This is a genomic window from Tranquillimonas alkanivorans, from assembly GCF_900115595.1.
Taxonomy (GTDB): Bacteria; Pseudomonadota; Alphaproteobacteria; order Rhodobacterales; family Rhodobacteraceae; genus Tranquillimonas; species Tranquillimonas alkanivorans.
The window spans coordinates 58,821-71,710 of sequence record NZ_FOXA01000011.1; the positions used below are offsets into that span (position 1 = coordinate 58,821).

General features: G+C 69.9%; 13 protein-coding genes. 3 read left to right on the top strand and 10 right to left on the bottom strand.

The features are described from left to right. Positions 1 to 4 precede the first annotated feature (4 nt). The gene (cobT, locus tag BM162_RS13700) at positions 5 to 1,018 is read right to left on the bottom strand and encodes a nicotinate-nucleotide--dimethylbenzimidazole phosphoribosyltransferase (RefSeq protein WP_093422993.1); all 1,014 of its coding nucleotides are present in this window, start codon (positions 1,016 to 1,018) and stop codon (positions 5 to 7) included. A 78-nt stretch (positions 1,019 to 1,096) separates the two neighbouring features. On the opposite strand from cobT, the gene cobS reads away from it, so the two are divergent. Beyond that, the gene (cobS, locus tag BM162_RS13705; RefSeq protein ID WP_093422995.1) at positions 1,097 to 1,849 is read left to right on the top strand and encodes an adenosylcobinamide-GDP ribazoletransferase; all 753 of its coding nucleotides are present in this window, start codon (positions 1,097 to 1,099) and stop codon (positions 1,847 to 1,849) included. A 72-nt stretch (positions 1,850 to 1,921) separates the two neighbouring features. Here the strand turns inward: cobS and BM162_RS13710 are convergent, their stop codons facing one another. The 6 genes from BM162_RS13710 to BM162_RS13735 form a co-directional block, all read right to left on the bottom strand. Beyond that, on the bottom strand, positions 1,922 to 2,431 hold the full coding sequence (locus BM162_RS13710) for a CarD family transcriptional regulator (RefSeq protein WP_093422998.1): 510 nt from the start codon (positions 2,429 to 2,431) through the stop codon (positions 1,922 to 1,924). Between the two features lie 259 nt (positions 2,432 to 2,690). Beyond that, positions 2,691 to 3,029, bottom strand: a complete 339-nt coding sequence (gene fdxA, locus BM162_RS13715) for a ferredoxin FdxA (protein WP_093423001.1) — start codon at positions 3,027 to 3,029, stop codon at positions 2,691 to 2,693. A 49-nt stretch (positions 3,030 to 3,078) separates the two neighbouring features. Beyond that, complete coding sequence (locus BM162_RS13720; protein ID WP_093423003.1) at positions 3,079 to 3,453, bottom strand: RNA-binding S4 domain-containing protein; 375 nt, start codon at positions 3,451 to 3,453, stop codon at positions 3,079 to 3,081. 1 nt (position 3,454) lies between these two features. Beyond that, positions 3,455 to 6,340, bottom strand: coding sequence for a helicase-related protein (locus BM162_RS13725; protein WP_093423006.1), 2,886 nt, complete (start codon positions 6,338 to 6,340; stop codon positions 3,455 to 3,457). Positions 6,341 to 6,402: 62 nt separating this feature from the next. Further along, entirely contained in the window at positions 6,403 to 7,320 is a 918-nt protein-coding gene (locus tag BM162_RS13730; RefSeq protein ID WP_093423009.1) for an alpha/beta hydrolase, read from the bottom strand. A 3-nt stretch (positions 7,321 to 7,323) separates the two neighbouring features. Then, positions 7,324 to 7,866 carry a tetratricopeptide repeat protein gene (locus BM162_RS13735; protein ID WP_245759271.1) on the bottom strand — a complete coding sequence of 181 codons (543 nt, stop codon included), beginning with the start codon at positions 7,864 to 7,866 and terminating at the stop codon, positions 7,324 to 7,326. A gap of 82 nt (positions 7,867 to 7,948) precedes the next feature. On the opposite strand from BM162_RS13735, the gene BM162_RS13740 reads away from it, so the two are divergent. After that, positions 7,949 to 8,236 (top strand): SCP2 sterol-binding domain-containing protein, encoded by a 288-nt coding sequence (locus BM162_RS13740; protein WP_093423011.1) that lies wholly within the window; start codon positions 7,949 to 7,951, stop codon positions 8,234 to 8,236. A gap of 1 nt (position 8,237) precedes the next feature. Beyond that, complete coding sequence (locus BM162_RS13745) at positions 8,238 to 9,185, top strand: alpha/beta fold hydrolase (protein WP_093423014.1); 948 nt, start codon at positions 8,238 to 8,240, stop codon at positions 9,183 to 9,185. A 1-nt stretch (position 9,186) separates the two neighbouring features. Here the strand turns inward: BM162_RS13745 and BM162_RS13750 are convergent, their stop codons facing one another. From BM162_RS13750 to BM162_RS13760, 3 genes are all read right to left on the bottom strand, one after another. Next, on the bottom strand, positions 9,187 to 9,912 hold the full coding sequence (locus BM162_RS13750) for a proteasome-type protease (RefSeq protein WP_093423016.1): 726 nt from the start codon (positions 9,910 to 9,912) through the stop codon (positions 9,187 to 9,189). Positions 9,913 to 10,024: 112 nt separating this feature from the next. Then, positions 10,025 to 11,290 (bottom strand): ergothioneine biosynthesis protein EgtB, encoded by a 1,266-nt coding sequence (gene egtB, locus BM162_RS13755; protein ID WP_093423019.1) that lies wholly within the window; start codon positions 11,288 to 11,290, stop codon positions 10,025 to 10,027. A 71-nt stretch (positions 11,291 to 11,361) separates the two neighbouring features. Next, complete coding sequence (locus BM162_RS13760) at positions 11,362 to 12,804, bottom strand: phospholipase D-like domain-containing protein (protein ID WP_093423022.1); 1,443 nt, start codon at positions 12,802 to 12,804, stop codon at positions 11,362 to 11,364. Positions 12,805 to 12,890 lie beyond the last annotated feature (86 nt).

Consider the following 12,890-nt stretch of genomic DNA (forward strand, 5'->3'; position numbering starts at 1 on the left):
GAACTCACCCGTCCGTCACCCCCGCCTCCGCGAAGGTCGCCATACCCGAGTGGCACTCCACTGCGCCGCGCAGCACGCCGAGCGCCAGGGCGCCGCCGGTGCCCTCCCCCAGGCGCAGGCCGAGCGACAGGAGCGGGCGCTTGTTCAGCCGCTCGAGCAGCGCCGCATGCGCCGCCTCGGCCGAGACATGACCGGCGGCGCAGTGATCCAGCGCCCCCGGCGCGGCCCTCTCGAGCACCGAGGCGGCAGCGGTGCAGATGAACCCGTCGAGCAGCACCGGCACCCGCAAGTGGCGCGCCCGCAGGACCGCGCCCGCCATCGCGGCCAGCTCGCGCCCGCCCAGACGGCGAAGCACCTCGAGCGGGTCGCCCAGGGCATCGCGGTGACGCTCCAGCCCGGCGGCCACGACCTCGGCCTTGCGCCCCAGCGCGGCGCCGGTCACGCCCGTGCCCGCACCGACCCACCCGACGCCGCCGTAAAGCGCCGCCGCCACGGCCGAGGCGGCGGTCGTGTTGGCGATGCCCATCTCGCCCGGCACCAGCACGTCGGCCGCCGGATCGACCGCGTCCCAACCGACGGAGAATGCGGCGCAGAGCTCGTCCTCGCTCATCGCCGGACCTTGCGTGAAGTCGGCGGTGGGGCGGTCGAGCTCGAGCGGCGTCACGGTCATCGTCGCGCCGAAGGTGCGGGCAAGCTGGTTGATCGCGGCGCCGCCCGCCTCGAAGTTCGCCACCATCTGCGCCGTCACCTCGGGCGGGAAGGCCGAGACGCCCAGCGAGGCCACGCCGTGATTGCCCGCGAACACCGCCACCTGCGGCCGTTCGATGCGCGGGCGAAGATCACCGCGCCAGGAAGCGTACCACTGCGCCAGGTCCTCGAGCCGCCCCAGAGCGCCCGGCGGCTTGGTCAGCTGCCCGTTGCGCGCCTGCGCGCCTGAAAGCGCCTGCGCGTCCGGGCTGGGCAAACCGGTGAGCGCGGCGCGGATGTCGTCGAGCGTGGCGAAGCGGGCGTCTGGCATGGGCGTCCTCGTTGCGTGTCGTATCGCACCTGTTTACCGCTTGCTGCGTCACGCGAAAGTGCTGCCGAAGGTAACCCGATGCCCACCCGCGACATCCGCCCGCTGACCGACCTCGCCGAGGCGCTGGCGCTGCTGACCCGCCTGCCGGTACGCGCATCCGGCACCCGAGGGGCCGAGGCCGCATGGGCCTGGCCGCTGGCGGGCGCGGTGGTGGGGGCGCTGGCGGGGCTGGTGGGCCTCGCCTCGGCGTTCGTGGGCCTGCCACCCGCCGTGGCCGCCGGGCTGGCTCTGGCCACCGCGGTGGTGGTCACGGGCGGGCTGCACGAGGATGGGCTGGCGGATGCGGCGGACGGGCTCTGGGGCGGGTGGACGCGCGACCGGCGGCTCGAGATCATGCGCGACAGCCGCATCGGCAGCTATGGCGTGCTGGCGCTGGTCCTGTCGCTGGGCCTGCGGTGGAGCGCTCTGACGGCGCTGTTCGCCGCTGGGCACGTGCTGTGGCCGCTGCTGGCGGCTGGGGCGCTGTCGCGCGCGCCGATGGTGGCGCTGGCGGCGCGCCTGCCCAATGCGCGTGGCGAGGGGCTGTCGGCGGCGACGGGGCGGCCCTCGGCGCATGTCGAGCGGCTGGCGCTGTTCGTGGCCTTCGGGCTGGGCTTCCTGGGCACCGGACTGGCGCTGCTCTGGCCCGCCGTGGCCGTCACGCTGGCCGCATTCGGCTGCGCGCGGATCGCGCGAGCCAAGATCGGCGGGCAGACGGGCGACATCCTGGGCGCGACGCAACAGGTCGGCGAGATCGCGGCGCTGGCGGCGCTGGCGGCCGTGCTGGCCTGAGCGACGTGCCCCCGAAAAAGAAAAGGCCGCCGGCCCGGCGGGCGGCGGCCTGATACGTCAGGTCAGGTCGTTTCAGGCGGCGCGGCCCAGCAGAACCTCGTCCACCTGCTTCTGCGCCGCGACCTCGTCGGCGCCCGAAACGGCGGCGACTTCGCGGGTCAGACGCTCGAGCGCGGCTTCGTAGAGCTGACGCTCGGAATAGCTCTGCTCACGCTGGTCGTCGGTGCGGTGCAGGTCGCGCACCACCTCGGCGATGGCGATCAAGTCGCCCGAGTTGATCTTCTGCTCGTATTCCTGTGCCCGGCGCGACCACATGGCCTTCTTGACCTTGGCCTTGCCTTTGAGCGTGGTCATCGCCTTCGATACGACGTCCGGCGTCGAGAGCGAGCGCATGCCCACTTCTTCCGCCTTGTGCGTCGGCACGCGAAGGGTCATCTTGTCCTTCTCGAAGGAGATCACGAACAGCTCGAGGGGAATCCCGGCGATCTCCTGGCTCTCAATCGACACGATCTGCCCGACCCCGTGCGCCGGATAGACCACGTAGTCGTTGGGACTGAATTCGGCTTTCTTCGCTTTGCTCATACAGACGGTATCCTCGGAAGGCCCCCAATCAACGGGCGACAGAAACGCGGCGGGAACACACACAGCCTCCCGTCGCTCGCGTTCGCACCTTGTTTCCGCGCCGCACGCTCCCCCCGAGAGCGAACGACGCACCCTGCCGCAGGCATCCCTGCGACCTTAGCCATATAGCGCAAGAGCGCGGCACTTTAAAGGGCCACGGCACCCGATTGTAGACAAATCGGTCGACCGCGCGGGGATTCGCGCAGCCGGCGAGGCGAGGTCAGCCGCCCTCGCCCGGCGCTTCCGAGAAGTATTTGTCCAGCTTGCCCTCTTCGCCGTCGCGTTCCTCGGCCTCGGGCAGCGGGTCCTTCTTGGTGATGATCACGGGCCAGTTCTCGGAATATTTTCGATTGAACTCAACCCATTTCTCCATGTCCGGCTCGGTGTCCGGGCGGATGGCGTCGGCGGGACACTCCGGCTCACACACCCCGCAATCGATGCATTCGTCGGGGTGGATGACCAGCATGTTCTCGCCTTCGTAGAAGCAATCAACCGGGCAGACCTCGACGCAGTCGGTATACTTGCAGGCGATGCAGTTGTCGGTGACGACATAGGTCATGGAAGCGTCCCTTCTCAGGCTTTCGGCTGACCTAGACGAGGTCCCGGGATCATTCAAGCGGCGGCGGGAACTTTGAAACCGTGTCCCGGCGATCCTTCTTCGTGGGGCGCCCCTTTCCCTCGAAGCGCGGGTTGGGCGGGACGTCCGGTTCGTCCGGCGTCAGGTCGTCGTAAAGCGCCTGCGCCTCCGGCGCGGGGCCGCGCCGCTCGCCCAGCGCGAGGATGCGGACGACGCGAATCCGCCGCCCCTGCGGGAAGGTCAGCACGTCCCCCGCGCCCACGGCGGAGGACGGCTTGTCGACGCGCGCCGAGTTGACCCGAACGTGGCCGGCGGCCACCTGCTTGGTGGCCAGCCCACGTGTCTTGAAGAAGCGCGCGAACCACAGCCACTTGTCCAGCCGGATCGTCGGGCGCGGCTCGGTCACGTCAGCCCTTGTCCTTCAGCCCCATCAGCGCGGCCGCGAAGGGATTGTCGGGGTCGATGGCCTTTTCCTTGCGCGGCGGACGCGACTGGAAGTTCTGCGGCTTGTCGCCCTTGGGCCCGCGCTTGGCGTCCTTCGGACCGCGCTTGCCCTGCGGACGGCCGCCGGGCTTGCCCTGCCCGCGCGGACGGCGCTGGCCCTGGCCCTGCCCCTCGCGGCGCTGACCGCGGTTGCCGGCCCAGGTGAAGGTGAAGAACACCTCCTTCTCGGGCTCCTCGACCTGCACGGCGTCGGCCTCGGCCACGGCGAGCGCGGCGTCCTCCTCTCCCGGCACCTCCTCGGGCTGCGAGGGCGGCGTTTCGTCCGGCCGCGCGGGCGGCTCGTCGGGCTGTTCGACCGGAGTTTCCTGCGGCGGCTGTGGCGTACCCTCGCCCGGCTGGTCGCCTGGCACCTCGGTCGGCTGCGGGTCGGGCACGTCGACGGCCTGCGGCTTGGCCACGTCGACAGCCTGCGGCTTGGGCTTCACCCGCTCGCCCTTCTCGGCGCGATAGCCGAGGCCCTGCATCAGGTCGGCGAACTGCTCCAGCGTGAGGCCGGTGATCGACAGCATGTCCGGCGTCGCCTCGAACCCGCCACGGCTGTCGCAGGGGCGCAGCAGGTCGGCCAGACGCTCGAGCATGTCGATGCGAATGGCGCGGTGGCCGGCCTTGGCGTAGCCCGACATGGTATAGCTGCCCTCTGGCGTGCCCTCGACCACCGGGATCGTCACCAGGCCCGGCGGCGGGCTTTCGGGGAAGACGTCGAAGCCCTTCGACAGCGACCACAGCACCAGCCGCAGCCGCGTCGGCGCGGGCTTGAGCAAGAGGGGCAAGAAGATGGTAAACTGGCCGAAGCGGACACCATGCTTGCGCAGCGCGCCACGCGCGTCCTGGTCCAGCTCCTTCACCTCCTGCGCCACGCCCGAGCGCGGCAGGATGCCGAGATTTTCGATAAGCCGGAATGCGAAGCCGCGGGCGAGGCCGGTCAGCTGCTCGTCACGCTGCATGGCCAGGAGCGGCTCGAAGAGGCTCGCGATCTTGCGGTCGATGAAGTGTTGCAGGCGGCGCTGCACCTTCTGCGCGACCTCGGGGCCCGCCTCGTCGTCGACGAAGACCTCGACGCCGGGCTTGAGCGGCTCGGGTCCGGCGACAAGCTTGCCCACCGCCTGGTCGCCCCACATCAGGCCGCCCTGCTCGGTATAGTCGATCTCGGTGTCCGGCGCGTTGTAGAAACGGTCCGAGCGCAGGTGGAATTCGGGACGCAGGGCCTGCACCGACGCCTGCCTGACCGTCTTTGCCTCGTCCGCAGACGCGCTTTGGTCCTGACGGAAGCGGAAGCCTTCCAGCCGTCCCACGAACTGACCCTCGACGGTCACTTCGCCTTTATCGTTCACCTCGGCCACCAGGCCCTCCTTCTGCTTGAGCCGGCGGAGCAGCACGCTTGTCCGCCGGTCCACGAACCGCTGCGTCAGCGCCCCATGGAGCGCGTCGGACAGTCGGTCTTCTACCGCGCGAGTCGCCCCGCGCCAATGAGTTTCGTCGTCCACCCAGCCCTTTCGCTGAGCGACGTAGGTCCATGTGCGAATATACGCCAGCCTCTTGGACAACGCATCGATATCCCCGTCGGTTCGGTCGATGCGCTTCACCTGCCGGGCCAGCCAGTCGTCGGGCACCCGCCCCCATTCGTGCAGGAAGCCGAAAATGCGCTCCAGCAGGTTTGCGTGCTCGGACGAACTGATGCCGCGGAAGTCGGGAATGCGGCAGACGTCCCACAGAAGCCGAACGTCGCGCGGGGAAACAGCCCGTTCGCGCACCTCGGGCACCTCGGCCAGCGACTTCAGCGCGCCCAGGTCGTCGGCCTCGCGCGCCTTCATCAGCCATTCGTCCTGCGTCCCCTCCTCGAGCGAGGCGACGAGGTTGTCGACGGTGGCGAAGTTCAGCCGGTCGTTGCGCCACTGAAGCTTTCGGATGGGCGTGAAGCGGTGGTTGGTGATCGCCTCCACCGTCTCGTCCGACAGCGGCGGCGCCTCGCCGGTCACGCCGAAGCTGCCCGGCGTCATGTGCCGCCCGGCCCGCCCCGCGATCTGCGCCAGCTCGTTCGGGGCGAGGTCGCGCATCCGGCGGCCGTCGAACTTGCGGGTCGAGGAGAACGCGACATGCTTGATGTCGAGGTTCAGGCCCATCCCGATGGCGTCGGTCGCCACCAGGAAGTCGACGTCGCCATTCTGGTACATCTCGACCTGCGCGTTGCGCGTGCGCGGGCTGAGCGCCCCCATCACCACGGCCGCCCCGCCCTTCTGGCGGCGGAGCAGTTCGGCGATGGCATAGACGTTCTCGACCGAGAATCCGACGATGGCCGAGCGCGGCTGCATCCGGCTGATCTTCTTCGCGCCCGCGTAGGTGAGCTCGCTAAACCGCTCGCGCCGCATGAACTGCACGCCCGGCACCAGCGCCGCGATGGCGTTGCGCATGGTGTCCGAGCCCAGGAACAGCGTCTCGTGCAGCCCGCGCGCGCGCAGCAGCCGGTCGGTGAAGACGTGCCCCCGCTCGGGGTCGGCGCAAAGCTGGATCTCGTCGACGGCCAGGAAATCCGCGCCCATTCCGTCCGGCATCGCCTCGACCGTGCAGACCCAGTACTGGGTCCGTTCGGGCACGATCCGTTCCTCGCCCGTCACCAGCGCCACGACCGAGGGGCCGCGGATCGCCACGATCCGGTCATAGACCTCGCGCGCCAGCAGACGCAGTGGCAGACCGATCACGCCCGTGCGGTGCGCCAGCATCCGCTCGATCGCGTAATGGGTCTTTCCGGTGTTGGTGGGGCCGAGGACCGCGGTGATCCGGCTTTCTGTCATCGCTGCTCGCAGTTGTGCTGGGACCACTAAACAAAACTCGGGCGGCGGCAACAAGGGCCCCTTCAGGCCGCCGGGACGTGTTCCCTGATGAAGTCCGCGATGTCCGCGATCCCCCGGTCGGCCTCCTCCGTCCACCCGCAAAGGAGGTGCCAGACATGGGGGACGCCCGACCATTCATCAAGCCTGACCTCGACACCCTGCGCGCGCAGCGCCTCGGCCATGCGCCGCCCGTCGTCGCGCAGCACTTCCTCGGTCACCACCTGGATCATCACCGGCGGCGCGCCGGCAAAGCGCCCGAAAAGCGGCGACAGGCGCGGGTCGCGCGGGTCGGTGTCGCGGGCATAGGCGCGCACACCCCGCTCGGCCCAGTCGAGCGGCACCAGAACGTCGGAGCGCCTGTTCTCATGAAGCGACGGCGAGGCGCCGGTCATGTCGGTGGCCGGAGAAACCGCCGCGACCGCGCCCGGATACGGCAGCCCCTCTGCCCCGATCCGGTGCAACAGCGCCAGAGCCAGCGTCCCGCCCGCGCTATCGCCGACGATGGCGATGCGCGACGGCGCGCACCGGTCGAGCAGCGCAAGATACGCCGTCATCGCGTCGTCCAGCGCCGCGGGAAACGGATGCTCGGGGGCAAGGCGATAGTCGACACCCAAACCCGCCATTTCCGCCGCCTCGGCCAGGCATCCGATCAGGTGCGCGTAACCCTTGACCGATCCCAGCACGAAGCCGCCACCATGCAGGTACAGAACGACGCCGCGCTCGGTCCGCCCGCCCCGATCGATCCAGGCGCAGGGCACCGTGTCCGCGCCGTGATGCAGCACCTCGGGCCGGATGCGCAGGCCCGACGGCTTCATGTGCAGAAGGGCGGCGTTCATCTCGAACAGCCGCCGCGCCATGGCGTGTGATCTTATGCCCGACAGCAAGGGCTTCTGCACCCAGCGCGACATCCGGGTGGCGATGCGCTGGCGCTGGGTGGTCATGGGCTAAAGCGTCCGGCCTTCGACCTCGCGCTCCAGCATCTCGATCCGCGAGTCGAGCCCGTCCTGCTGGGGGTTCATCTCGCGCACCCGGCGCCAGACCTCGAGCGCGTCCTGGTCGCGCCCGATCTCGGTCAGGATCAGCGCGAGCCCTGTCATCGCCCCGAAGTGATTCGGGTTCAGCGCCAGCGCCATGCGCAGATCGTCGAGCGACTGGCCGTAGCGGTCGGCGGCGTAATAGGCGGTGGCGCGGGCGTTGTAGCCTTCGGCGAAACCGGGCGCATGATCGATCAGGGCCGAGAAATGCTCGATCGCGCGACCGGCGTCCCCGGCTTCCAGCGCCTCCTGCCCCCGCTGCAGCAGCAGGTCCATCGAGGGCGAGCCGCTGCGGGACCATTCCTCCCAGATCTTGCGCTCGATCTGCTGCGCCTCTTCGGGTCCGGCCTCGCGCAGCGCGGCGTAGAGATCGCTCAGGTCCTGCTCCTGCGCGGCAGCCGAAAGCGGCAGCGCGATCAGAAGGGACGTAACGGCGTGTTTGAGAAGTCGCATCGGAACACCCATAACTCGGGACGACTTTAGCGCAAGCGCGCCGGAAAGCGACCCGCCCGGCGTTCACAAGGAGAGGAAGACGATGAGCGAAGTGATCGACCAGGCCGTTGTGGCCCTGAACGAAAAAGTCGGCAACGGCTTCGACGGCTCGGCCAAGTTCGTGATCGAGGACGAGGGCAACATCGTGCTCGACGGCGCCGGCGCGCGCGAATCGGACGACGACACCGACGTCACCATGACCGCCGACGCCGACACCTTCCGCTCGATCCTCGAGGGCGACCTGAACCCGACGAGCGCCTTCATGTCCGGCCGGCTCAAGATCGACGGCGACATGGGCACCGCGATGAAGCTCGCCTCGGCGCTGTCGTAAGATGGAGCCCGCGCCGTTGCATGCCGACGTGGCCGACGGCCCCGAGGGCGGGGCGGCGCACTGGCTGACGACCCAGGATGGCACCCGCGTCCGCGTGGCCCACTGGCCCACCGGCGGGCGCGGCACGGTGCTGCTGTTTCCCGGCCGCACCGAGTACGTCGAGAAATACGGCCGCGTCGCCCGCGAATTCGGGGCGCGCGGCTTTTCCACCATCGCCATCGACTGGCGCGGCCAAGGACTGGCCGACCGCATGCTCGACGACCCGCTATCGGGTCACGTCATGCACTTTTCCGACTACCAACAGGACGCCTCGGCCATGCTGCGCGCGGCGCGGGGGCTAGGCCTGCCCGAGCCGTTTCACCTGGTCGCCCACTCCATGGGCGGCTGCATCGGCCTGCGCGCACTGATGGAGGGGCTGCCCGTCCGCTCGGCCATGTTCAGCGCGCCGATGTGGGGCATCCGGCTCGCCCCGGCCATCCGCCCGCTGGCCTGGTCGCTGTCCTGGGGGCTGCGGGCCGTGGGGTTGGACCATCGCTACGCGCCGGGCACCTCGGCCAACACGGTCGTCGGCGCGTCACCCTTCGACGAGAACTCGCTGACCTCGGATCGCGACAGCTTCGACTACATGGTGGCGCAGGTGCAGACGTATCCCGACCTGTCGCTCGGGGGGCCCAGCATGCGCTGGCTTTACGAGGCGCTGAAGGAAACCCGCGCGCTTGACGCCCGCCCCTCGCCCGACCTGCCCACCACGACCTTCGTCGGCACGGACGAGACCATCGTCGACGTGGACCGCATCCACGCGCGCATGAAGCGCTGGCCGGGCGGCCGGCTGGAGGTCGCGAGCGCCGCGCGCCACGAGATCATGATGGAGGTCCCGGCGACTCGGCAGCGCTTCTTCAACGCCGCCGCCGCGCAGTTCCTGCATGCGCAGGAGGTCGAGCCGGCCTGAGCTAGAGCTTGATCTGCCCGAATGCCTCGCGCAGCGCCTCGGACCAGTCCACCGACATCTTTTGGAAGGTCGTGTCGTCGGGCTCGATCCGCCGCGACACCGACAGCTCCAGCGCGTCCTTCTCGATCACCACGAGGTCGAGCGGCATGCCCACGCTCAGGTTCGAGCGCAGGGTCGAATCCATCGACAGAAGCGCCGCCTTCTGCCCGTCGGCCAGCGACGTCTCAGGCCGCACCACGCGGTCCAGGATGGGCTTGCCGTACTTGTGTTCGCCGATCTGCAGGAACGGGGTGTCGCGCGTCGCCTCGATGAAATTCCCCTCGGGATAGACGAGGAACAACCGCATCTCGCCGCCCTTGCGCTGCCCGCCCACGATCAGCGTGGCCGAGGCGTTCTGTGCCATCGCGCCCATCTTTGATCCGATTTCGCTGGCCACCGCGCCCAGCGTATCGCCGACGATGCGCGCCACTTCGGACATCGACGCGGCCTGAAGGATCGACGGCACCGGCCCGTTCTCCGGGTCCTCGACCCCCTCGGTCAGCCGCGCGATGGTGGTCTGCGTGGTCGACAGGCTGCCGGCGGTCATGATCGCGATAACCCGCTCGCCCGGATCGGTGAAGGTGAACATCTTGCGGTATGACGAGATGTTGTCGAAGCCCGCATTGGTGCGGGTGTCCGACAGAAGGACGATGCCCTCGTCCAGAAGAAGTCCCACGCAGTACGTCATGATTCCCGGCCCCAGAGCGCAACCGCGCAAAGCTAGGGCGGCCCGGCCGCCCGCGCAATCGCGCCGCGACCGTTACCGCACGTTCGTTGACGAAGCGTGTCCGCCGCGCGCCTCAGCCGTCCTCGGCCAGCCGCAGGCCGGTCGTCTGCCAGCGCTGATGGGGATAGAAGAAATTGCGATAGCTCGGCCGCATCTGCTCGAGCGGCGTTGTGCAGGCGCCGCCGCGCAGGACGAACTGGCTGCACATGAACTTGCCGTTGTATTCCCCGATGGCGCCCTCGGGCGGGCGGAAGCCGGGATACGGCGTGAACGGGCTTTGCGTCCATTCCCACACGTCGCCGTACATCTGGTGACGGCCCTGCCCCGGCAGCGGACGCAGCTGGCCGTCGTCCATGAAGTTGCCCTCGATCGGCAGGTCCCGCGCCGCGACCTCCCACTCGGCCTCGGTCGGCAGGCGTTTGCCGGCCCAGCGGGCGAAGGCGTCGGCCTCATAATAACTGACATGCGCCACCGGCGCGTCGAGGTTCACGGGCTGCGGCCCGCGCGGCGTGAAAGTCCACCACTCCTCGCCGTCGCGCCACCAGTAGAGCGGCGCGTCCCAGCCCTCGCGCTCGACCGTGGCCCAGCCGTCCGACAGCCAGAGCGGCGCGCTCTCGTAGCCTCCGTCCTCGATGAAGGCGATCCAGTCGCGGTTGGTCACGGGCCGTGTCGCCAGCCGGAACGGGCGCAACAGCACCTCGTGGCGCGGCTCCTCGCAGTCGTAGGAGAAGCCTTCGCCCGCGTGCCCGATTTCGCGGATGCCGCCCTCGTGGTCGGTCCAGCCCATCTGATGCTCCGCGGCCACCGGCATCGGCTCGGGCGCCCGGATCGCGGGCAGAAGCGGGTTGAACGACAGCGCGTGCAACAGGTCGGTGACCAGCAGCTCCTGGTGCTGCATCTCGTGATGACAGCCCAGCACCGCCAACTCCGCCACGGCGGGATCGCCCTGCTCCAGCAGCCGCTCCATCGAGGCGTCCACGTGCTCGCGGAACGACATCACCTCGGCGACGCCGGGCCGGGTGATCAGGCCGCGGTTCGAGCGCGTGTGCCGCGGCCCGGCCTGCACGTAGTACGAGTTGAACAGGAACGCGAAGCGGTCATCGGGGGACTCGTAGCCCGGCATGTGCTCGCGCAGGATGAACTGCTCGAAGAACCACGTCGTGTGCGCCAGGTGCCACTTCGTGGGACTGGCATCCTCCATCGACTGCACGACCATGTCCTCGGTACGCAGGTCGGCGCAGAGGTCACGGGTCCTGTCGCGGGTGCGGCGATAGAGATCCAGCGCCTCGGCCTGCTTGGTCTGCGGGTCGGCGGCGCGGGTCTGGCTGGTGGACTTCATGGAACGATCCCCGTTGGCGAAAGTGAAAACCAACGGGAGGGTCCGGGGATGGTTCCCGCTGCGCCCGTGCCTCAGGCGCGTCTCCGCCACGGGCGCCATGCCTCGGACGCCGAGCGGGGATCGCCCAGGTGCAGCTTGGAAAGCGAGGTGCCGCGGTCATCCCGCGCCACCGGCCAGAGCGGTGCGAGCCGCCTGCCTTCGGGGTCGAGCGCGGCGATGGCCGCGCCCATGCCGCCCCGCCCGCGCACGGCGCGCGCGGCCTCGCCCGGCGCGCAGCCAAGGAAATGCGCCAGCACGCGCATCCGCGCCTCGAACACCGCCGCCTCCTGCGGATCGCCGGGGTCCAGCTCCACCGCCGCGTCGCACTCGACATCGTAGCCGAGCGAGCGGTTGGCCAGGTTGCTCGACCCGATGCGCAGGAAGCGGTCGTCCACGATCATCAGCTTCGAATGCACCGAGATCGGCGTCCCCCCGCGCGTGAGCGGATAGAAGGCGTGGAACCGCCCGTGCGCATCCGCCTGCCGCAACGCGGCGAGGAATCCGCGCCGCTGCGCGTCCATCACCGCACGATCATAGGCTGACGGCGCATGTTTCGCCGTGACCAGCACCACCTCGGGGCCGTCCGGCTCGGCCAGCCGCCGGGCCAGCGCGTCGCGTATGACGGTCGAGGTCAGGTATTGCGACTCGGCGTAGATGAGCCCGCGCGCGGCGGCGATGGCGTCGAGGAACAGCGCCTCGTTCTCGCGCACCTCGCCATCGGGCGTGTCGGCCGGCACGGTGCGCGCCAGCGCCACGGGCACGTCGTGCAGCGTGCGGGCGCCCTGCGCCACCGGCTCCGCGGCGCCCTCGACGGCGGGCACCTCTTCGTCCGTGACGGCAGACCACCGCTGCCGGGCCACGTCGCCCACGGCGCGCGCGACCGGGCCGGTCAGCGACAGGCTCATCGTGTGGCGCGGCGGCCCTAGGCCGCCGCCTGGCATCCGCCGACCCGCATCCTCGTCCAGGTGCTCGGCCCGGTCCCAGCGGTTGCCGCTGAAATCCGCGCCCGAGACGAAGGCCACGGCGTCGTCGACGACCACCAGCTTCTGGTGCAGCGTCGCGCCGTAAGGCACCCGGTTGTCGAGCGCGAAGCGCACGCGGGTGCACGCGAAGTAAAGGTGCCCCCGCTGCGGCATCAGCCGCTTGCCCAGCGACACCACCGCCGCCGCGTCCCAGGCCAGCACCCGGATCTCGAGGTCCGGCCGCTCGGCGCTCAACCGTTTCAGGAGCGGCCCGATCTCTCCGGGATCGTCCGGGTTCAGCGGCTCGAGCTGCATGCGCGGATCGAAGGTCCAGCCCACGATCAGCACCGACCGCCGCGCCCCTTCCAGCGCCCGGCGCACCGCCGAAAAGTAGGCGGCGTTGTCCATCAACACGTCGGCCCGCGCCGCGCGTTCGACCGCCAGGCAATTCACGCCCGGCCGCGCCACACGGTGCGCGCCGAGGGCGGCGTGATGTCCATCCGGCGGTGTCATGCGGCTCCTTCGGCTTGCGCTACGGCGGGGAAATCCCCGCGCGGCGCAAGCGGTTCCGCCGACGTCGCGGCACCGGCCAGGTCAGC